At 72.4% G+C, this 19,584-nt stretch carries 16 protein-coding genes and 1 pseudogene; 11 read left to right on the forward strand and 6 right to left on the reverse strand.

Annotated features, from left to right (window positions below):
* The 9 genes and pseudogenes from FNH09_RS47075 to FNH09_RS16665 all read left to right on the forward strand — a co-directional run.
* A pseudogene (locus FNH09_RS47075) lies at positions 1–1,260 on the forward strand (hypothetical protein); the annotation flags it as partial.
* A gap of 37 nt (positions 1,261–1,297) precedes the next feature.
* Positions 1,298–1,735, forward strand: coding sequence for a phage tail protein (locus FNH09_RS16630; RefSeq protein ID WP_152888584.1), 438 nt, complete (start codon positions 1,298–1,300; stop codon positions 1,733–1,735).
* Positions 1,732–2,553 carry a CIS tube protein gene (locus FNH09_RS16635; protein WP_152888586.1) on the forward strand — a complete coding sequence of 274 codons (822 nt, stop codon included), beginning with the start codon at positions 1,732–1,734 and terminating at the stop codon, positions 2,551–2,553. The genes FNH09_RS16630 and FNH09_RS16635 overlap by 4 nt, the downstream gene beginning before the upstream one ends.
* On the forward strand, positions 2,553–4,424 hold the full coding sequence (locus FNH09_RS16640) for a VgrG-related protein (protein ID WP_152888588.1): 1,872 nt from the start codon (positions 2,553–2,555) through the stop codon (positions 4,422–4,424). The genes FNH09_RS16635 and FNH09_RS16640 overlap by 1 nt, the downstream gene beginning before the upstream one ends.
* Positions 4,425–4,547: 123 nt before the next feature.
* Positions 4,548–4,829, forward strand: a complete 282-nt coding sequence (locus FNH09_RS16645) for a PAAR domain-containing protein (protein ID WP_133932538.1) — start codon at positions 4,548–4,550, stop codon at positions 4,827–4,829.
* Between the two features lie 7 nt (positions 4,830–4,836).
* Positions 4,837–5,250, forward strand: a complete 414-nt coding sequence (locus FNH09_RS16650; protein WP_152888590.1) for a GPW/gp25 family protein — start codon at positions 4,837–4,839, stop codon at positions 5,248–5,250.
* On the forward strand, positions 5,247–7,193 hold the full coding sequence (locus FNH09_RS16655) for a putative baseplate assembly protein (protein WP_162468685.1): 1,947 nt from the start codon (positions 5,247–5,249) through the stop codon (positions 7,191–7,193). The genes FNH09_RS16650 and FNH09_RS16655 overlap by 4 nt, the downstream gene beginning before the upstream one ends.
* On the forward strand, positions 7,194–7,751 hold the full coding sequence (locus tag FNH09_RS16660) for a phage tail protein (protein ID WP_152888592.1): 558 nt from the start codon (positions 7,194–7,196) through the stop codon (positions 7,749–7,751).
* Positions 7,748–9,076, forward strand: a complete 1,329-nt coding sequence (locus FNH09_RS16665) for a zinc ribbon domain-containing protein (protein ID WP_152888594.1) — start codon at positions 7,748–7,750, stop codon at positions 9,074–9,076. Before FNH09_RS16660 ends, FNH09_RS16665 begins: the two co-directional genes overlap by 4 nt.
* A 107-nt stretch (positions 9,077–9,183) precedes the next feature.
* On the opposite strand, the gene FNH09_RS16670 is transcribed toward FNH09_RS16665, so the two are convergent.
* The gene (locus FNH09_RS16670; protein ID WP_152888597.1) at positions 9,184–11,877 is read right to left on the reverse strand and encodes an AfsR/SARP family transcriptional regulator; all 2,694 of its coding nucleotides are present in this window, start codon (positions 11,875–11,877) and stop codon (positions 9,184–9,186) included.
* An 845-nt stretch (positions 11,878–12,722) separates the two neighbouring features.
* Between FNH09_RS16670 and FNH09_RS16675 the strand changes: the two genes are divergently transcribed.
* A complete protein-coding gene (locus tag FNH09_RS16675) occupies positions 12,723–13,325 on the forward strand; it encodes a TetR/AcrR family transcriptional regulator (protein ID WP_152888598.1) in 603 nt (200 codons plus the stop codon).
* A 98-nt stretch (positions 13,326–13,423) separates the two neighbouring features.
* Here the strand turns inward: FNH09_RS16675 and FNH09_RS16680 are convergent, their stop codons facing one another.
* The 4 genes from FNH09_RS16680 to FNH09_RS16695 all read right to left on the reverse strand — a co-directional run bounded on the left by FNH09_RS16680 (position 13,424) and on the right by FNH09_RS16695 (position 17,925).
* A complete protein-coding gene (locus tag FNH09_RS16680; RefSeq protein ID WP_152888600.1) occupies positions 13,424–14,677 on the reverse strand; it encodes an ABC transporter permease in 1,254 nt (417 codons plus the stop codon).
* A 125-nt stretch (positions 14,678–14,802) separates the two neighbouring features.
* Positions 14,803–15,831, reverse strand: a complete 1,029-nt coding sequence (locus tag FNH09_RS16685; RefSeq protein ID WP_162468686.1) for a lysylphosphatidylglycerol synthase domain-containing protein — start codon at positions 15,829–15,831, stop codon at positions 14,803–14,805.
* 270 nt (positions 15,832–16,101) lie between these two features.
* Positions 16,102–16,968: a patatin-like phospholipase family protein gene (locus FNH09_RS16690; RefSeq protein WP_162468687.1), complete on the reverse strand. Its 867-nt coding sequence runs from the start codon at positions 16,966–16,968 to the stop codon at positions 16,102–16,104.
* Positions 16,969–17,256: 288 nt separating this feature from the next.
* Positions 17,257–17,925 (reverse strand): nitroreductase, encoded by a 669-nt coding sequence (locus FNH09_RS16695; RefSeq protein WP_152888606.1) that lies wholly within the window; start codon positions 17,923–17,925, stop codon positions 17,257–17,259.
* 139 nt (positions 17,926–18,064) lie between these two features.
* Here FNH09_RS16695 and FNH09_RS16700 point away from each other — a divergent pair, with 139 nt between their 5' ends.
* Positions 18,065–18,715, forward strand: a complete 651-nt coding sequence (locus FNH09_RS16700) for an FMN-dependent NADH-azoreductase (RefSeq protein WP_152888608.1) — start codon at positions 18,065–18,067, stop codon at positions 18,713–18,715.
* Positions 18,716–18,892: 177 nt separating this feature from the next.
* Here FNH09_RS16700 and FNH09_RS16705 read toward each other — a convergent pair whose 3' ends face one another.
* The gene (locus FNH09_RS16705; RefSeq protein WP_152888610.1) at positions 18,893–19,378 is read right to left on the reverse strand and encodes a MarR family winged helix-turn-helix transcriptional regulator; all 486 of its coding nucleotides are present in this window, start codon (positions 19,376–19,378) and stop codon (positions 18,893–18,895) included.
* Positions 19,379–19,584 lie beyond the last annotated feature (206 nt).

The raw sequence follows: 19,584 nt of genomic DNA on the forward strand, positions 1-19,584 counted from the left end.
GTTCCCGGCGGCCCGCCCCAGGCACCCCCGACGACCGGTGCGACGCCCCCGCCCGCGCAGGCCGACCGGGCACCGCTGCTCGGCGACGCCTCACCGCTCGCGGTGAGCGACACGGTGGTGCCCGAGGCGCCCGGCCCGGGAGAGATGGTGACGGCCACGCCCCCCATGCCGATGCGGCGGCTGGACGCCGTGGACGAGGTCGCGCTGCCCGAGGCGGGAGGCTTCGCCGGGTCGGCGGGCCGGGGCGCAGGTCCCGTCTTCCCGCTGGTGGCGCAGCGGTCGCTGCCCCTGTACTCGGTGCCGGCACCGTCCGCCGAGGCACCGGTCCCGGCCGGGCCTCCGGCCGCGGTGCCGGTCCGCTGGGAGCCGGTCGCGGGCCCGCGGTCCGTCCCCGGAACCGGCTCTTCCGCAGGCCGTGCCCGGTCCGCCGACGCCGCGGGCGAAGGCGTCGGCAGCTCCGGCGGCCACGGTGGCCACGGTGGCCACGGTGGCCCCGGTGGCGGGCACGCTACGCCCGGCGGCGGTGGCAGCGGGTACCCCGATGCTGCCTCCGGCCACCCGGGTGCCGTCGTGCAGCGGGTCATGAGCACGGACGGCGCCGCCCCGTCCGCCCGGTCCTTCGGTGTCCCGGGCGGCCCCGGGCTTCCCGGCCGCCCGGGACTTTCGGGACCCGCGGAATTCCCCGGCGCCCCGAGCGCCGTCCCGGGTGCCGTCCTTCCCGACGCTGCCCCCGAGTCGTACCTCCAGGCGCTCCAGGGGCCGAGTGGTCCGGGCGCCCTCGGCCCCGCGGTCCCGCTCCAGCGGCTCGCGACGGTTCCCGGCGTCGCCGCGCAGGCCGTACGCCACTCCGCCCCACCGGTGCCCAGCGCCCCGTCGTTCTCGGGACGGGCGCCGTCGTTCTCCGCACAGCCCGAGGTCAGCGCGGGAGCCGCGGCGGTCGCCGCCGGGGTGGCCCGCTGGATGCCGGACGGCTCCGTGGAGTTCACCCAACCCTCCGTGCAACGCGCCGAACAGGGCGCGCCGGTCGCCGAGCCGCCCGCCGACCCGCCGGCGCAGCCCGAGCCGGACGGTCCACCGGCGGCGGAGCCGCCGACGCAGTCGGTCCCGGCGGACATCCCGGAGAAGGCCGGCGGCACGGGCGCGCCCAAGGTCACGGACGAACTCGTCCGGGCTCTGCTCGCCCCCCTCAGCAGACTGCTCAGGGCGGAGCTGCGCATCGAACGTGAACGCACCGGTTCCTTGATCAACATCCGGCATTGACAGAGCACCCGGTACCGACAGAAAGGCAGGGCATCGGATGTCCATCACCCAGGACCCGGCGGTCTCGGTCTGCTTCGTCGTCACGATCGACGGGATCGAGCTGGGCTCGTTCAACACCTGTGAGGGGCTGGGCTGCGAGGTGGTGATCGAACCCCGCGAGGAGGGCGGCAACAACGGCCATGTCTGGCAGTTGCCGACGCGTCTGAAGTACCCCAATGTCAAGCTCTCCCGGCCGCTGACCCGGGACACCCAGAAGGTGGCCAAGTGGTTCGCCAGCATGACCACCGGGTTCGCCCGCAAGACCGCGCACATCGAGGCGCGTACCGGCGACGGCGTGATGGTCGCCCGCTGGGGCCTGCTGGAGGTGGTGCCGGTGCGCTGGACCGGGCCGACGTTCAATCCCGAGTCGCCCAAGGTCGCCACGGAGACCATCGAGATCGCGCACCACGGCTACATGATGGAGCCCGGCGCATGAGCGGGCCCGTGGCGTTCAGCGCGGCGGGCGGCGGCGCGAAGTCGGCGTCGGCCGCGGGCGGCAACGCGCGGCCCAAGCTGGAGCACGCCTACCTCGAACTGCGCACCCCGCCCTCGGGCGGCAGCCTCACCCCGGGCGGACCGTGCGGCCGGATCGACTTCCAGTTCAATCCCAAGGAACTCAGCCTGGGCAAGTCGGCGTCCTGGAAGCGCACCCCCGCCAAGGGGGCCAAGAGCGCGGGCCCGCCGGAGTACCAGGGGCCGCAGCCCAGCAAGCTCACCGTCGAGATGTTCTTCGACGCCAGCGACACCCAGGACACCAGTGTCGTCAAGGCGGTGGAGAGCCTGTTCGCCTGCTGCGTACCGACCAACGAGACCCGGCAGGCCCAGCGGTCCTCACCGCCCTGGGTGGTCTTCCACTGGGGCGGCATCACCGGCTTCCCCGGCTACGTCAGCCAGGTCCAGGTCAAGTACACCCTGTTCACCACGTCCGGAGTGCCGATCCGCGCGGTGTGCCAGGTGACGATGGAGGAGATCAGCGGGGAGACGGCCGGCCAGAACCCCACCTCGGGGGCGCTCACCGCCCGCCGGGTCCACCGGCTCCGGGCCGGCGACACGCTCCAGGGCCTGGCCTGGGCCGAGTACGGCGACGCGGGGGCCTGGCGGGCCATCGCCGAGGCCAACGGCATCGACGATCCGATGCGGCTGGCCGAGGGCCGCGAGCTGCTGCTCCCCGCGGCCGACGAACTGGACACCGTGCCGGGCGGGGCCGCGCAGCCCCTCGCTTCCGGGGCGGCCGGCGGACGGAAGGCCCTCTGATGGCCAATGACACCGTCGCCAAGGTCCTGGTCGTGGAGATCGGCGGGACCAGGCTGCCCGCCGACCTCGCCAACAGCCTGGTGGACGGCTACGTCGACGACAGCCGGACGCTGCCCGACACCTTCGTCCTGCGCTTCCGCGACCCCAGCAGGGTGCTGATCGACAAGGCCGGTATCAAGATCGGCTCCGAGGCGCGGCTGCTGGCCTCGTCCGGCGCGGGCGGCTCGCCCAAAGTGCTGCTCAAGGGCGAAGTCACCGCACTGGAGCTGGACTTCGACGAGACCGGCACCTTCACCGTGGTCCGCGGCATGGACAAGGCGCACCGGCTCTTCCGGGGCCGACGGGTCGCCGCCTACCAGAACATGACCGTCGCGGACATCTGCCGCCGGGTCGCCCAGCGCGCCGGGCTCGCGACGGGGAAGATCGACGTCTCCGGCCCGGTCCTCGAACATGTCGCCCAGGCGAACCTCTCCGACTGGGACTTCGTCCGCGACCTGGCCGAGGACGCCGGAGCGCAGGTGTACGTGATCGACGGCGCCCTGCATGTCACCAGCCCCACCGAGGCGTCCGACGCGCCCGGCTCCTCGGCCCGCGCCGACCGCGACCCGCTGGTGCTGGAGCTCGGGAAGAACCTGCTGCGCTGCCGCGCCGGGGTGACCGCCTCCGGGCAGGTCTCCCAGGTCCAGGTGCGCGGCTGGGACACCAAGACCAAGCAGGCCCTGGTCGCCACGGCGGACGCGGGCCGGACGGACACCGTCCAGCTCGGCATCGCCCCGGCGGACGCGGCGAGCCCCTTCGGCAAGGCCGACTACCTCGTCACCGACAACACCTACGGCGCGCAGGCCCGCGTCGAACAGGTCGCCAAGTCGCTGGCGCAGCGGATCGCCGGGTCGTTCGCCGAGATGGAGGCGGCCATCCAGGGCAATCCCGAGGTCCGGGCCGGCGGCGCGGTCGCGCTGTCCGGGGTCGGCGCCCCCTTCGAGGGCCGCTACACCGTCACCTCCTCACGGCACGTCTTCGACGCCCATCGCGGCTACGAGACCTGGGTGACCGTCTCAGGCCAGCAGGAACGCTCCCTGTCCGCGCTGGCCGGCGGCGCCTCGGGCCGGGCGGGCCGGGTCCCCGAGATGGACGGTGTCGTCGTCGGGGTCGTCTCCGACACCAAGGACCCGGACAAACTCAGCCGCGTCAAGGTGAAGTTCCCCTGGCTGTCCGAGGAGTACGTCAGCGACTGGGCCCGCTGCGCGCAGACCTCCGGAGGCGGCGGCAAGAACGGCAAGGGGACCTCCGCGTTCGTCCCGGAGGTGGGCGACGAGGTGCTGGTCGGGTTCGAGCAGGGCCGGCTCGACCGCCCGTACGTCATGGGCTGCCTCTTCAACGGGCAGGACAAGCCGTCCACGACCAGCGGCGAGCTGATCGACGGCACCAGCGGCGCGGTCAACCGGCGGACGTTCTCCTCCCGCAGCGGCAACCAGCTCGAACTGCTCGACAACGCCTCCGGCCCGCAGGGCGTACGGATGGTCACGGGCGACGGCAAGCTCACCATCGACCTCGACCGCAAGGGCACCAAGATCATCGTGCACAGCGACGGCACGGTCGAGATCGACGCCAAGGACAAGGTCACCGTCAAGGCGGGCAACGGCGCGCTGATGGACGCGGGCAACGGCACCCTCGAACTGACCGGCAAGTCGGTGAAGGTGACCGCTCAGACCGGCGTCCAGGTGGACGGCGGCAGCGGTCAGGTCGGGCTGACGACCAGCGGGGGAGTGGAGGTGAAGGGCAGCCAGGTCGCGGTCAACGGCACCGCGCGCACGGAGATCAAGGGCGGGGCGACCTGCACGATCAACGCGGGCCTGGTCCGCATCAACTGACAGGGCGGCACCAGAGGGGTACGACACCCGGCACGACTGCGACCGGCCGCACACACCACGACCGGTCCCGGCACCACGAACAGACGACGAACAGCGAACAGCCGACGAGAAGGAGCCTCCCCCATGCCACCCGCCGCCCGCGTCGGCGACCCCACCGGTCACCCGGGGACGGTCGGCCCGCCCGGCGCGCCCACCGTCCTCATCGGGGGCATGCCCGCCGCCACCGTCGGCACCACCCATGCCTGCGCCTTCCCGCCGCCCGCGGTGCACCCGCCGTCCGTGATCATTCCGCCGGGGTGCCCCACCGTACTGATCAACGGCAAGCCCGCCGCCCGCATGGGTGACACCGCCGCCTGCGGAGCCCCGATCATCGCGGGCTGCCCGACCGTCCTGATCGGCGGGTGAGCGGCTGATGGGACAGCAGTTCGTCGGCGCGGGCTGGGCGTTTCCGCCGCGCACCGACGCCACCGGGAGCATCGCCCTGGTGCGCGGCGAGAGGGAGATCGAGGAATCGATCCGGCTCGTGCTCGCCACCTCCCCCGGGGAGCGCCCCATGCGGCCGGAGTTCGGCTGCGCCATCCACGACTACGTGTTCGCCCCGGCCGACGCGGGCACCGCGGGCCAGATCGCCTACGAGATCCGGCTCGCCCTGGACCGCTGGGAACCGCGGATCGAGGTGGTGGGCATCGACGTCCGGTTCGACGCGGTGGAGGACGGCGTGCTGTACATCGACATCAGCTACACCGTGCGCGGCACGAACGACCCCCGCAACCTCGTGTTCCCGTTCTATGTGATCCCCGCGCACGAGGAAGGTACGGGTCGGTGACGCTGCCCAGCCCCAATCTCGACGACCGGCGTTTCCAGGGACTCGTCGACGACGCCAAGCGATTCGTCCAGCAGCGGTGCCCCGAGTGGACCGACCACAATGTCTCCGATCCGGGCGTGACCCTGATCGAGGCCTTCGCCACCATGGTCGATCAACTCCTCTACCGCCTCAACCGGGTGCCGGAGAAGAACTATCTGGCCTTCCTCGACCTGATCGGCGTCCGGTTGCACCCGCCCACGGCCGCCCGTACGGACGTCACGTTCTGGCTGTCCGCGCCGCAGCCCGAGACCGTCCGGGTCAGGGCCGGCACCGAGGTCGCCACCGTGCGCACCGAGACCGAGGAGGCGGTGGTGTTCACCACCGTCCGCGACCTGTCCGTCGTGCCGTGCGGGCTGGCCCGGCTGGCGACCTGCCCCGGCGGCGGCGAGGCCGCCGACCGTACGCAGGAACTCGCCCTCGGCCGCGACGTGCCCTGCTTCGACACCCGCCCGACCCCCGGCGACGCCCTGTACGTCGGCCTGACCAACCCCGTCCCGACCGGGGTCGTCGTGCTGCGGCTGGACTGCCGGGTCGACGGCGTCGGCGTCGACCCGCGGCGCCCGCCCCTGCGCTGGGAGGCGTGGGACGGCACGGCGTGGGCGCGCTGCGATGTCGAGGAGGACACCACCGGCGGCTTCAACCGCCCAGGCCAGGTGGTCCTGCACCTGCCGGCCGGCCACGCGCAGTCCACGATCGCCCGCGGATCCGCGGGCTGGCTGCGCTGCCGGCTCATCCCCGCCGAGCCGGACCAGCCCACCTATCTTCAATCGCCGACCATCCGCGAGGCCGAGGCCTTCACCATCGGCGGCACGGTCGAGGCCGTGCACGCCGAGACCGTGACGGACGAGGTCCTCGGCCTGTCCGAGGGCGTGCCCGGCCAGTCCTTCCACGTCGCCCGGCCGCCCGTGGTCCCCGGCGACGAACCGTTCGTCGTGGAGGTGGCGGACGGCTCGGACTGGTCGCAGTGGGAGCGCGTCGACGACTTCTCCCACTCGGGCCCCGGCGACCGGCACCTGACGCTGGACCCGAACTCGGGCCGCATCGACTTCGGCCCGGCCGTCCGCGAGCCCGACGGGACCATCCGCCACTACGGCGCCGTACCGGCCAAGGGCACCCCGGTGCGGATCCGCTCCTACCGGACCGGCGGCGGCAGCCAGGGCAACGTGGCCAGGGGAACGCTGCGGATGCTGCGCACCTCGCTGCCGTTCGTCGCACGGGCCGAGAACCGGCGGGCCGCCGTCGGCGGCGTCGACGGGGAGAGCGTGGAGAGCGCCAAGGTCCGCGGCCCCATGACACTGAGCACCCTGTACCGGGCGGTCGTCCCTCGCGACTACGAGGTGCTGGCCCGCGAGGTCGCCCCGGACGCGGCGCGCGTCGCCTGCGTACCCGCGGGAGAGGGCGAGGAGGGCGGCGTACGGCTGCTGCTGGTGCCGGCCGTGCAGGGCGACGCCCAGGGGCGGCTGCGCTTCGACGACCTGGTGCCGCCCCGGGAGACGCTGCGCAGCCTCGCCGACTACCTGGACCAGCGGCGTCCCATCGGCACCCGGCTGGTGGTCGAGCCGCCCTACTACCAGGGTGTCACCGTCGTGGCGTCCGTACTGGCGGCCCGCGGCGCGGCCGCCGAACCGGTACGCACCGCGGCACTGGCCGCCCTGTACGGGTACTTCAACCCGGTCACCGGAGGCCCGAGCGGACAGGGCTGGCCGTTCGGCCGGCCGATCCACGCCGGCGAGGTGTACGCCGTCCTCCAACGGGTGCCGGGCGTCGACCTCGTCGAGGACGTCAGGCTCTTCCCGGCCGACCCGGTGACCGGGCAGCGCGCCGAGCCGGTCGCCAGGATCGTCCTCGACCCGCACGCCCTCGTCTTTTCCTACGAGCACCAACTCCGAATGCGGGAGGCCTGAATGCGCGGAACAGTCGAGGGACTGCCGACGCCCCATCCACTCATCTACCAGCTTCCCGCCGTGTACCTGGGAGAGGACTTCATCCAGCGGTTCCTCGGGGCACTGGACGACGTGCTCGCGCCGGTGCTGCTGACCGTCGACAACCTCCCCGCCCACCTCGACCCGCGCACCGCCCCGGAGGACTTCCTGGCGTGGACGGGGCAGTGGGTGGCCGCGGACCCGTCCCCCGACCGGCCGGCCGGACAGCGCAGGGCCGCGGTCCTCGGGGCGATGGAACGGCACCGCAGACGGGGCACGAGAGGCGGACTCGTCGAAGCCGTACGACAGGAGTTCGGCACGGACGCGGAGATCGAGGAGACGGGCGGCACGTCGTGGTCCGAGACGGCGCGCAGCACCCTGCCCGGGCCCCCCGGCGCTGCGCCCCGGGTCACCGTACGGGTGCGGGTGGCAGACCCCGACGCCGCGGGCGCGGAGCGGCTGCGAAGGCTGGTGGCCGGTGAGGTGCCCGCGCACGTCGGGTACGACACGGAACTGCTGCCCCTCAAGGACGCGTCATGAGCGGCCCCGGCGAGAAGATCTGCCCGAACTGCGGTCACCGCAACACGCCGGACGCGGCGTTCTGCGCGTCCTGCAACGAGTTCCTCGAGTGGGAGGAGAGCGCCGCCGGCTCCGCGAGCGCCGGCCAGGGCACGACGACGGCGTCCCGCGCGGCCGTCGCGGAGCCCGCGCTCTCCGGCCCGGCGGTGCCGGGCCCCACCGCGGCCACGGGCTCCGGGACACCGGACGCCTCCGGTTCCACGACGTCCGTCCAGGCGGCCGCGGCCGCCGGTGGCGGGCCGGAGCCGACGGCCGCCCGGACCGCTTCCCTGCCGCCCCGGCCCGAGACCCCGCCGACCGTTCCCGCGCAGCCCCGGACACAGCCGCCCGGTTCCGCGCCGGAGCAGGCCGCCCCGGATCCGGCGTCCCCGTCCATGCCCGCGACGGCGGCCGAACCGGTCCGGCCCGGGGCGTCGGCGGAACGCGGGGTCTCCGGCACCGTACGGCGGCCCGGTGAGCGGCCGGCCGACCCGGACGACCTGCCCGCGTCGCCGGGCGCGGAGGACGGCACCGCGACCGCGCCCCCGCCGCCGGCCCAGGACCTGATCTGTCCGGCCTGCACCCAGGCCAACCCGCGCACCCGCACCCTGTGTCTTCGCTGCGGCGCCGTCCTCGACGCGGCCGTGGTGCAGGAGGAGCGGCTCTCGTGGTGGAAGCGACTGCTACGGCGGTTGCGCCGCCGCCCGCCGAGCCCGCTCGCAGCCGGGCAGCGTCCCCCGGTCCGGGCCTGGAGACGGCCGAGCCTGGCCATCCCGATCACCCTGGTCGTCCTGCTCGGCGGCGGCTACCTCGCCCGGCCCCACCTGAGCAACCTCATCGACAGCCTCCGCAACAAGACGGCCGAACCCACCCCCGTCAACCCGAAGTTCGCCCAGGCGTCCAGCCACCTCAAGAACCACGGGCCGAACCTGGCCTTCGACGGGGCGAACAACACGTACTGGGCGCCCGCGTCGGCCGGCGCGGGCACGGGGGAGCAACTGGAGGCACGCTTCGAACAGCCCGTCACCCTCGAACAGCTCATCATCCACACCGGGGTGTCGGTCAACAAGGACGAGTTCCTCAAACAGGCCAGGCCGTCCGTCCTCGACGTCGAGCTGGGCGAAGAGGGCGGCAAGGTCGAGAAGAAGCAGCTCAAGCTGGAGGACAAGGCGGGCCCGCAGACGCTGGACCTCGAAGGGAAGAACGTCAGCACGGTACGGTTCATCGTCCGGTCCAGTTACGGGGCCGAGGCGAAGAACCGGCACACGGCGATCCTGGAGGTCGAGTTCTTCGGCCTGCGCCGATGACATCGGTGCGGGACGCCCGGTGTCAGGGCGTCCCTCTCGTGACGGTGCCCGGTCCGCGATGCGCGGCGGGGCAGGGGGCAGACGGTCGCGCGCCCCTGCGCCCGCCGCTACATGGGGTGGGAGAGCATGCCGGACGGGGGGATGCCCAGGGAGGCCAGCATCGCCGAGTAGCCTCGACGAGCGCGCGCGCTGTCGGCCGCCAGCCCCGCGGCGTCGCACGCCCGGATCAGCACCCGCCACGCGGCGTCACGGTGCCCGTCGATCTCCAGGCACCTCTCGGCCGCCTCCGCCGCCTCCACGGGCCGGTCCTGGTCGAGACGTATCTCGGCCAGCGCCACGGCCGCGTTGGCCGCCTCCCGGCGCAGCCGCTCCCGGTCGGCAACCACCCACTCGGCCGGTCCGTCCCCGGGCAGCAGCTCACCCGCGTAGTGGTCCAGAGCGGTCCGGAACGCGTCGGCCGCCTCCTCCGGGCGCTGCTGCGCCCGGGATCTTCGGCCGTCGCGCACCGCACGCTCGAACGCCGCGACATCGCTCACGTCACCGGGCGCCAGCACCAGCCGGTAGGAGTCGCCCTGCCGCGCGATGAGCCGCGAACCGCCCCTGGGGCGTTCCGGTTCCAGGAAGGAACGCAGACTGGAGATCGTCACCTGGAGGTTGTGCAGGGTGGACGGGGTCGCCACTCCGTCCCAGAACGCCAGCAGCAGATGGTCGCGGTGGACCGCCTGCCCGGCGCGTACGGCGAGAAGCCGCAGCAGCGCCTGTGCCCTGGGACGCAACTTGGCCCAGTCGTGCGCGCGCCCGGCCAGGGTGAACTCGAAGCCGCCGAGACAACGCACCGTCATGCCCGGCACCGACGGCGCTGCGTGGGCCCGCGGGGACGCGGAGGCGTGCTGCCCGCCGCCCCTGGTCCCTCCGGTCGCCGCCGCGCCGTCCCCGGCCGGGGACGCGAGGGCGGTGAGCCAGGAGCGCAGCCCGGACACCGGAAGCCGCGCGGACCGGGCCGTCGACCAGGCGGCCTCCTGCAACTCCACCCGGTTCGCCGCGTCGGGCGTCGCCAGGGCCATCGCGCCGATGGCCAGCGCACGTGCGCCGGGCACACCCGCGGACCGGGCGAACGCCTCCGCCTGGGCGGCGCGCTGCTCCGCGTCCGGCAGGTCCCGCGCGGCCTCCACGACGGCGAGGGCGGCCCGGCCCCACGCCTCCGGCGTGCCCCAGCCCAGGGCCCGGAATCGCCGTACGACGTCCTCCAACTCGCCGATGCCGGGGCGCCCCCGCCACACCGAGCGCAGGCACACGGCCGTTGCGGCGAGCGCCGCCCCTTCGGCGTCGCCGAGACGGGTGCACTCCTCCAGTACGACTCCCGGCTGCCCGGCGTCCTCGGGGTGCGGCCCCAGGCCCAGCAGGCAGCGGGCGGCACGGCTCAGCCACAGCAGGTCCAGCCGTTCGGCGTCGTACGCGATGCGTTGGAGTTCCGGGTAGGGAACCGGTCCGGCCGGGCCTGCGGCCAGCACGGCCAGCGCCACCCGTACCAACTGTCCGGACAGTACGACCAAGGCGTCCTCCGTCGCCTCCGCCAGGGCCCGGCGTACGGTGTCACCGGCCGTCCCGTCACCGGCCAGGGCGGCCGCGACGCCCTGGACGAGGAGGGTGGCGGAGCTGCTGGAGCCGGTCCCGGTGACGTGCCCGGCGGAGCGGCCGGGGAACAGGTCCGGGGTGCCTGCGACGACGGCGCGCAGCGGGCCGGTCCAGTCGGCGGTCCCGGGGCGACGGCGCACCGCCGAGGACGGCGGGTCCTGTCGATCGTCGGCGCCGGCAGCGGCCCGGCCGCTCAGGCGTGCGAGTTCGACGTCGGTCAGCGTATGGGTGAGCCGCGCGCGTAGACATGCGCGGAGCAGGGGCTCGGCGACGTATGTATGTCCGTCCGGGGCGGCGCGCAGGACTCCGTGCTCGTGGGCCAGGGAGTACAGCATCTCGGCGCTGTCGGTTCGGCCGGTCAGCGCGTGGCAGGCGTCGGCGGTGAGCCGGCTCAGCAGACAGGTCTCCGTCAGGAAGCGTCCGAGACGGTCGGGGAGCGGGGCGAGCACCTCGCGCTCCAGGTAGGCGCGGCCGAACGACCCATCGGTCAGGATCTGCTCCTGACCCGCGTCGGGGTCGGCCGCCACGGCTCTGCCGAACAGTCTCAGCATCGCGGCCCGGCCGCCGGTGGCCCGGACCAGGGGCACCGCGATCCCGGGGCGCAGCGCCGTGCCGTACAGACGCGGGAACAGATCCTCGACCTCCCAGGAACGGAAACGCAGCGCGTCGGCGTTCACCACCGTCGCGCTCGACGCCTCCATCGCGGCCACCGGCAACCCGGTCGCGGGGCGCGTGCCGATCAGGACCAGGGGGTGTGGCGGTGCCAGCTGGCCGAGCCGGACCGCGAGTGCCTGCGCGGCTGGTGAGAGCAGGTGCATGTCATCAATGACGACCAGCCGTCCGGCCGCTCCGCCGTCCCGGCGGAGCGGCCGCTGCCGGCTCCCGCCGGACACGCCGGCGAGCTCCGCCGGTGTGTCCGGCGGGTACCCGAGTGCGGTCAGCAACTCCCGCTGGTCGGCGCCGGGCCGGGCTTGGTACCACGTCACCGGGCCCGGATGCGCCCTGGCCGCCTGCGCCAAGAGCGCGGTCTTGCCGAAGCCGGGCGGAGCGACCACCAGGCCCGACGGGCAGCGGGTGAACTGCTCGGTCAGACGGCCTCGGGACATCGTCTCGGAGACCGGGATCCGGAACGCGGTCCACTGCTGAGCCGGTAAAAGACTTGTCATATATCTAATCTCCGTATACCGGACACTCTGCTGCGAGTGGCCCGTTTCGGCTATTTCTTCTTTTGTGTCGTTTTTGATAATTCAATGCTTATCAGGTTACGGGATGTGGGGCTTGTGTGCCTGTGGGGTGTCATTTTCGTGCTTTCCCTCATCAGGTGGGGCCGGAAACAGTCGACGGCAAAGAGAATCCCCTTCCGGGATCAAAGGGCGGGCGACTTGACGGCGCCGCGGGCGGCCGCCGGTTTCCGGGTCGCGGCCGTCGCCGGAGGAACGGCTGGACCGACCTGACCGGCGATGATCGTGGAGGCGGGTCATCGGCTGTGTTCGGCCGTCCAATTCCAGCCATTGTCCGTACTCGGCGGCCGGATTCCACTTCATTGGACGAGCATCGCGCGACGCGGCACATTCAGTCGCCGCCCAGGGGCGACGGACCGAGCGGCGCGGGGAGGGGAAAAATGTGAGGCGAGGTGTTCGGCGCGGGCGCTTCGGAATCTTCGCCCGAGCGCATTGCCGAAGTAGTTGAGACGCGCTTCCAAATTCGGTGGATCTCGGACGGCTGATCGGTGGTTCCCGGGCGACTGAACGACCGGGCGGGGACCGGATCGTCGCCGAACCCCGCGGTAATCCGTCGGTCCTGGTGGAGCGGGCCCAAGGTCCGACCGCGCCGGAGTCGTACCCGGGCCCGCGGCGGTGACGGCACGGGGCGGCAGCTCGGCGGCGTACTGCCCGAACGGGCGGCGGCGTGCAGGTCGGCATGCGTGCGCCTGCGAGCCGAAGATCGGGTCCGTGAATTTGCAGCGTGCTAAATTAACACGAAGGTTCGTTTTTTTAACACGGGATGGTCCATGCCGAAGGTCACGCAGGAGTACATGGATGCTCGCCGTGCGCAGATCCTGGACGCGGCGCGCCGCTGCTTCCTGCGCGACGGATTCCATTCGACCTCCATGCAGGATCTGTTCGCGGAGTCGGGCCTCTCGGCCGGCGCGGTGTACCGGCACTTCGGGAGCAAGAACGAGGTGATCACGGCGATCGTCGAGGAGAACATGCGTGATGTTCTCGCGATGGTCAACGCTGTCGCCGGCGGCCGGCCCGGCGGTTCGATCGGTGCCCTCGTGGCCGACGTGCTCGACATCGTGAAGTCCAAGAGCGCCGAGCAGGACGTTGCCGGGCTGGCCGTGCTGGCGTGGTCCGAATCCCTGCGGAACCCCTTGCTGGCCCGGCAGTTCGAGGACCTGATGACCCGGATGGGCCTGGCCTTCACCGAGGTCATCCGGGAACATCAGCGCAACGGCAGCCTCACCCGTGAGGTGTCCGCGGAGGCGATCGCCGCCACGTTCCTGTGCATCCTGCCCGGCTACCTCCTCCGGTTGGCCATGGGCGACTCCGAGGCACTGGGAGCGGTTCCCGACGCCTTGCGCGCAATGTGGCCGGATGTGCAGACGTCCTGAAGCAGGCAGGCTAGGGCCTGTCCGACCATTCCCGTCTGCCCGCCCTTCGGGCGACGACGCGAATGGTCGGACAGGCCCTAGGTACGAGCCGGTGTCTGTCACGAACCGCTCGTCCAGGGCGCCGTGCCTGTCCCGTGAGCGACTGACTCAGGCGAGGTCCGCGTGGCGGCATGCGAGTGCGGGCGGCTTTCCGGTGAGAGCGGGACGGCCGTCACGGCGACGGCCGGAGAGTCCGGGCCGCCGTTCGGCACGGTCGCGGTCCGGCGGCGGCCCAGGGCGACCGCCGCCAGCCCCAGCACGCTCCACAGCACGAGTACCGCGACATGTCCCTCGGCTCCGTTGCCGCCGAAGTAGGCGGTGCTGCGCAGCAGATTGGCGCCGGCGCCCGGCGGCAGCCACTGGCCGATGTCGCCCACTGCCTTGGGCAGCAGTTCCGGTGCGGACGTGATGCCGGAGAACGGGTTGCCCAGGAAGACCATGAGCGCGGCGCTGAGCCCGAGCCCCGAGGGGCCGATCAGCGTGATCACGCCGGCGGTGGTGGCGCTGATGGCGAGCAGGGTGAGAGACAGGGCGGCCCAGGTGGCCACGGGCTGGTCCGGCAGCGCGCCGAGGACGCCCTGGGCGACCAGGTAGGCGGCGAAGCCCGCCACGGCGCACCCGACGACGAGGTCGATGAGCCGACGCCACCCCGGTGTCGGGACGCCGGACAGCGCGACGAGCGCGGCGATCAGAATGCTGCATATGGTGAGCGGCAGCAGCGCCGAGCTGAAGACCACTCCCCGGGGGTCGTCGGCGGAGGTGGGCACGACATCCACCGTGTCGACACTGACCTTGGCCACTGCCTTGCCGACGCTCGTCACGGGAGCGGGTTTGCGGGACGTGGCGGCTGCCTTGCCCGCACCCTTTGCGGTGGCGGGCCGGTGGGACGTACCGGCCGACGGCGTCGTGTCCGCCACAGGCAACTTCCCGGCATGGGCCGCGAGTTGCTGACCGGCGGTGGTGAGCAGCTGGGCCACCGGAGTACTCGCGGCCGTGGCCTCCAGCACGGTGACACGGCCTGCCGTGACGACGAAGGCGCCGTAGACCTCACGGTTCTTGATCGCGGAGCGTGCCGCTGCCTCGCCGGAGTAGAGGTGGAAGTCGAATCCGCCTGGCTTGCTCCGCTCAAGGCCCTCGATCGCGTGCTGGCCGGCGGGGTTGGCGCCGACGACACCCACGGGCAGATCACGTGGCGCGATCCGCGAGGCAGGCCAGGCGTACGCGAGCACCGCCAACGCGATCACCAGTGGCAGCGCCACCACGACGATGGCGGTCCGGCGCCATGACCGGAGTCCTGCCGATCGATTCTGCACGAGAGCCCTCTTGAAAAGACGAACATTCATTTTATTTAATCCGATCTGCTGTCATTGCGGATGAACGTCGATGTCGGCGTTCGTTGCCTTGCAGGGATGGGGCGACGGGCCCGCGCCCGCCTGTCTCATGTCTTCCGGGCGGCTCCGTGTGGTCCCGCGATCGTGTCGGGGATCGCCGGCACGTCACGTGCGCCATGGACGACGTCGTGCCCGTGCCGAGTCCGGGCCGCCCCTCGTCGCTGCTGAAGCAGCAGGATCCAGCCGGCGATGCCGACCAGCCCCGGGGTGATCAACCGGTAGAGGAGGTCGGCGGCCGTTGCGGCGGTCAGAGGAACGCCGCCGTGGTGCAGCGTGAGAACCAGGGCCGCATCGAGGGTGCCGATCCCGGCAGGCAGCAGCGGCATGGCGGACGCGGCCGCCATCGCGGCGGCGTAGGCGAACAGCACCGTGCTGACGGCGGGTCGTGCGCCGACCGCGTGGCAGGCGGCGAGCAGACACGCGGCGTCCGCGCCCCAGTTGAACAGGGCCAGAGCGAGCCCTCGCCCCCAGAAACGGGGCGGCGGGCGCATGGCGGCCAGTTCGTCGAGCAGCCGGTCGGCGGACGCCTGTACGGCAGTGCCCCGGCGCAGTCGGTGCATCATCCGCACGAGGGCGCGCACGGGACGGCGCAGCGTGGCAGGGCGGTGGACCAGGGCGAGCGCGGCGCCGGTGAGCGCGCAGATCGCCCCGATCTGGACGGCGACCGAGACAAGGCGCGCGCCGTCCCCGGCCAGGACGTGACCGAGGCCGGCGAGCAGGGCGAGTGCGATCGTGCTCAGCGCGCCGGTCGCCGCATGAGCGAAGCCGATCTGCGAGGCGCTGGCGCCCCAGGAGCGCATGCGGCGCGTCCGGTAGGTGATCGCGACCAGGCTGCCGCCGGGCAGCGTGGCACCGACGGCGCTGCCGGCGAACACCGTTGCGGCCGCCGAACCGAGCCTGACGCGCAGCCCGCCGGGAGATAGTGCGTGCCGCTGGAGGCGGGCGAACATCATCATGGAGACCATTTCGCAGGCAAGAGCCGGCACAAGCCACCGCACCTCGGCACGGGCCAGTTGACCCGCCGCGCGGTGGGCGTGGGGTGCGATCGCCACCGACTCGGCACCCAGAACCGTCACGACGGCGGCTGTGATCAGCGCGACACGCCGGCGCGAGTGCGGCAGTGCCACGGATCGCGACGCGTCCGGCTGCCGGGCGTGCTCCGACGCGACGTCCGCGCGTGTGCCGGGAACGCCACGCGTGTCGGCGTCGCTTTCGCGTGCGTTCCTCATCCGGGCATCGGTCCGTGCGGAAGGGGTCGGTGCGGACTCATGCGGAACCCGCCGCGAAGGTGCGGGGCGCGCGGGCAGACGTCGTGAGCGGCGGGCCAGGTGTGCCATCGGACATCCTCAGACCCGGGTCGCAGGGTGCTGGGCGAGCCAGTCCCGGGTGAGCGAGTAACCGGCCTGGATCATGTGCGGCGTGTCATGGAAGTCGATGAGGCTGGCCGTGGGGGTGGGGACGGCGGGCAGCCGCAGAACCGACCCGCGGACCGCGGCCATGTGCAGCCGGTCCCGCTCCTCGAGGATCTGGCCCAGCGCCCGGTAGGCGGCGAGCATCGCTGTGTGCGCCTGGCTTTCACGCTCTTCCGTGACGGCGGCCGGCAGTACGTAGATGGTGGTCGCGCCCAGTGCTTCGGCCTGAAGGACGGGAGTGTCTGCGGACACGCCGCCGTCGACGAGGAGACGCTCTCCGACCCGGACCGGGGGGTACAGGCCCGGGAAGGCCGCCGAGGCGAGCAGGGCCGAGACGGTGTCCCCCTGGGACAGAACGACCGCGGCCCCGGTCTCGAAGTCCGTCGCCACGACGTGCACAGGCGTGACCGCGTCCTCGAGCCGCCCGGCGCTGAACCTGAACCGCAGCAGCTGCTGGAGTGCCGCACTCGAGACCGCCGCCTCGCCCCGGCCCACCGCGGCCCTGACCAGGGTCCGAAGCGAGATCGGCGCGACATGCCGCCGCTTGAGGCCCAGCCACAGCGCTTCCAGCCGGTCGATGCCCTCCATGCCCGGGTCGGCGGCGAACAAGGCACCGTTGAGCGCGCCGACCGACGACCCCACGATGAGATCGGGCACGATTCCCGCCTGCGTGAGTGCCCGCAACGCTCCGACCTGTGCCGCGCACAGGCTGCCACCGCCCTGTAGCACGAACCCCACCGTGTCGGACGGCGCGGCCTCGGCCGTCGTCGGCGCGCCGAGTGCCCCGTCATCTCGCGGCACCTGCTGCGATCTCATTGCCGAGCCAGTGGCTTGCGCGGTTCCCATGCTCTCCCGTCCCTGTCAGAAAATGAACGTTCCTTTTTACGCGGCTCATGCTGCGTCATCGACGCGATCTCGGTCAAGACGAATGTTCGTTTTCTTTGAAGCCCACTTCGACGCCCGCTGAGGACGTGCCGGCGTGGGGGCGGGAGCGGCTCGGCCGCGCGCTCCCGATCCGGGAGCGAGCCGATGCTCCCGTCGGGGGCATAGGGGCGGTCCTGCTCTTCCCGAAGCGGTGGTGGTGCGGCTTCAGAGGGTGTCGACGAAGGTGACCGTCTCCTCCAGCGGGGCCCGGCCCGTGCGGGTGTAGGTCACGTCGGGATCCTCGTATCCGATCGACATGCCGCAGAAGAGGATCAGGTCGTCCGGGGGCGAGAGGATCTCCCTGACGGTCCTGTGGAACTTCGCCCAGGCCATCTGCGTGCAACTGCCCAGCTCCTCGGCGCGCAGCAGCAGCATGACGGTCTGAAGGAACATGCCGACGTCGGACCACTGGGGGCGGTCCAGGCCGCGGTCGACGTAGCAGAACAGGGCGGCGGGCGCGCCGAAGCAGTCCCAGTTCGCGGAGGCCGCCCTCTGGCGCGCCTCAAGGTCCTCTCGTGCGATGCCGAGGGCGCCGTAGCGCTGCTCGCCGAACGCGGAGCGGCGTTCGCGGTAGGGGGCCTTCAGCGCGGTCGGGTACTGCTCGTACTCGGGTTCGTCCCAGGGGTCCCGTGCGTCCAGGCGGGCGCGGGCGCGCTTCTTGAGTTCGGCCAGTGGTTCGCCGGTGAGCACGTAGGCGTTCCAGGGCTGGAGGTTCGATCCCGAGGGCGCCCAGGTCGCCGCGGACAGGACATGCAGGAGCACCTCTCGCGGTACCGGCCGGTCGGTGAACCCGCGAACCGCCCGCCGGCTCATGACGGCCTCGTAGACGTCCATGAGCATCTCCCCGCATAGTCGGTACGAACGATATGGTCACGTTCACGATAGTATCACTCGCGACTATCTGGTTCACTGTGAACCATCGCGAACCCCCGCCCCCGGCCTCGGCCGGGGCGCCGTCGTCTGGAGACCGTCCATGGCCACACTTCTGCACATCGACTCGTCCGTCTTTCCCGGTGAGGCATCCTCGACCCGTTCGGTCGCAGACGCCTTCCGGGCGACCTGGGAGGAGCGGCACCCGCAGGGCACGGTGATCTACCGCGACCTCGCGGCCCACCCGGTGCCCCACATCACCGCCGACGCGTGGTCCGCCGGCTATGCCGCCGCCGCGGAGCGCACCCCGGCGCAGTCGGCCGCCTTCGCCCTGCGCGTGGAACTCATGGAGGAGCTGGAGCGGGCGGACGCTGTCCTGATCGGCGCCCCGATGTACAACTTCTCCATCCCCTCGACCCTGAAGGCATGGCTGGACAACGTGCTCCTGCTCGGGCGCACGGCGGGCGAGACGCCCTCCGTCGAGGGCACGCCGACCGTCGTCGTCGCCAGCCGCGGCGGCTCGTACACGCCCGGCACCCCGCGCGAAGGCTATGAATTCGTACAGAACTATCTGGAGGCCGTCCTCGGCGGCACCATGGGCCTGGACGTCGACTTCATCGTCCCGGAACTCACGATGGCTGGGCGCAACCCGGCCCTGTCCGCACTGGTCCCGCTCTACGAAGCCTCCCGCGAACGTGCCTTCGGGGAAGCGGTCGGCAGGGCCAAGGAGCTCGCGGAGCGTTTCGCCGCATAGCAGGCGGCCACCGGGCGCCGTGCGACCTCCCGGATCCCGGGGTCGCACGGCGTTCCTTGCCGTCGTCGGCCGCGGCGCTCCCATCGCCGGGGCGGGCGAGGGCGCCCGCCCCGCCGGCTCCCGGGGCGGCACGTCCGATGTGACCGGTGCTGCGTGGGCGGCCGGACCCGTCCGCTCCTACGACGCGCCGTCGGCGGGATGGGCGAGCCGGGTCAGCAGGGCTGTGAGCTGTTCGGACTCTCCCGGCTCCAGGCCGTCGACCAGGCGCTCGGCCAGCGAATCCGCCGTCACATGGGCCGCGTCGAAGAGCTCCACCCCCTCGGGCGTGATCTCCACGGCCCGCGCCCGCCGGTCACCGGGAACGGCCTTGCGTACGGCGAGTCCCTTGCGCTCCAGGTCATCCACGACCCGCATGATGGCCGCCTTGTCCGTGCCGGTTGCCGCCGCCAGGTCGCGCTGCATCGTGGGCCCCTGGTTGACCAGTGCGATCAGTACCGCGAAATGCCGCAGCTCGATGCCGAACGGACGGAGTGCTTCCGACATCACCGCGGCCGCGCGCCAGTGCGCCCGGCGCAGCAGCAGACCGAGAGCGAAGGGTGAGGTGTCACCGGGTCGGTCGGTTGCGTGCGACGGGGCGGAACGGTGAGGAACATCGGCGTTCATGGGCACATGTTACAGCTGTCGAATCATTCGATACAGTATCGTTTAAAACTAAATGGCGTGTCGAATCGGGCTCGAGGCGATGGTCATGGCCCCTCCGCTGCCTCGCGGTGCGCCGGTGGCGTGGGACGGCCCGGTACAGACCCTGACGTCGCGGCAGGAAGAGCATCCCGGCCCGACACCCTCGCCGAACCGGCGGGACGTATTCT

Origin of the sequence: Streptomyces adustus (assembly GCF_009377175.1) — a bacterium.
Classification (GTDB): Bacteria; Actinomycetota; Actinomycetes; order Streptomycetales; family Streptomycetaceae; genus Streptomyces; species Streptomyces adustus.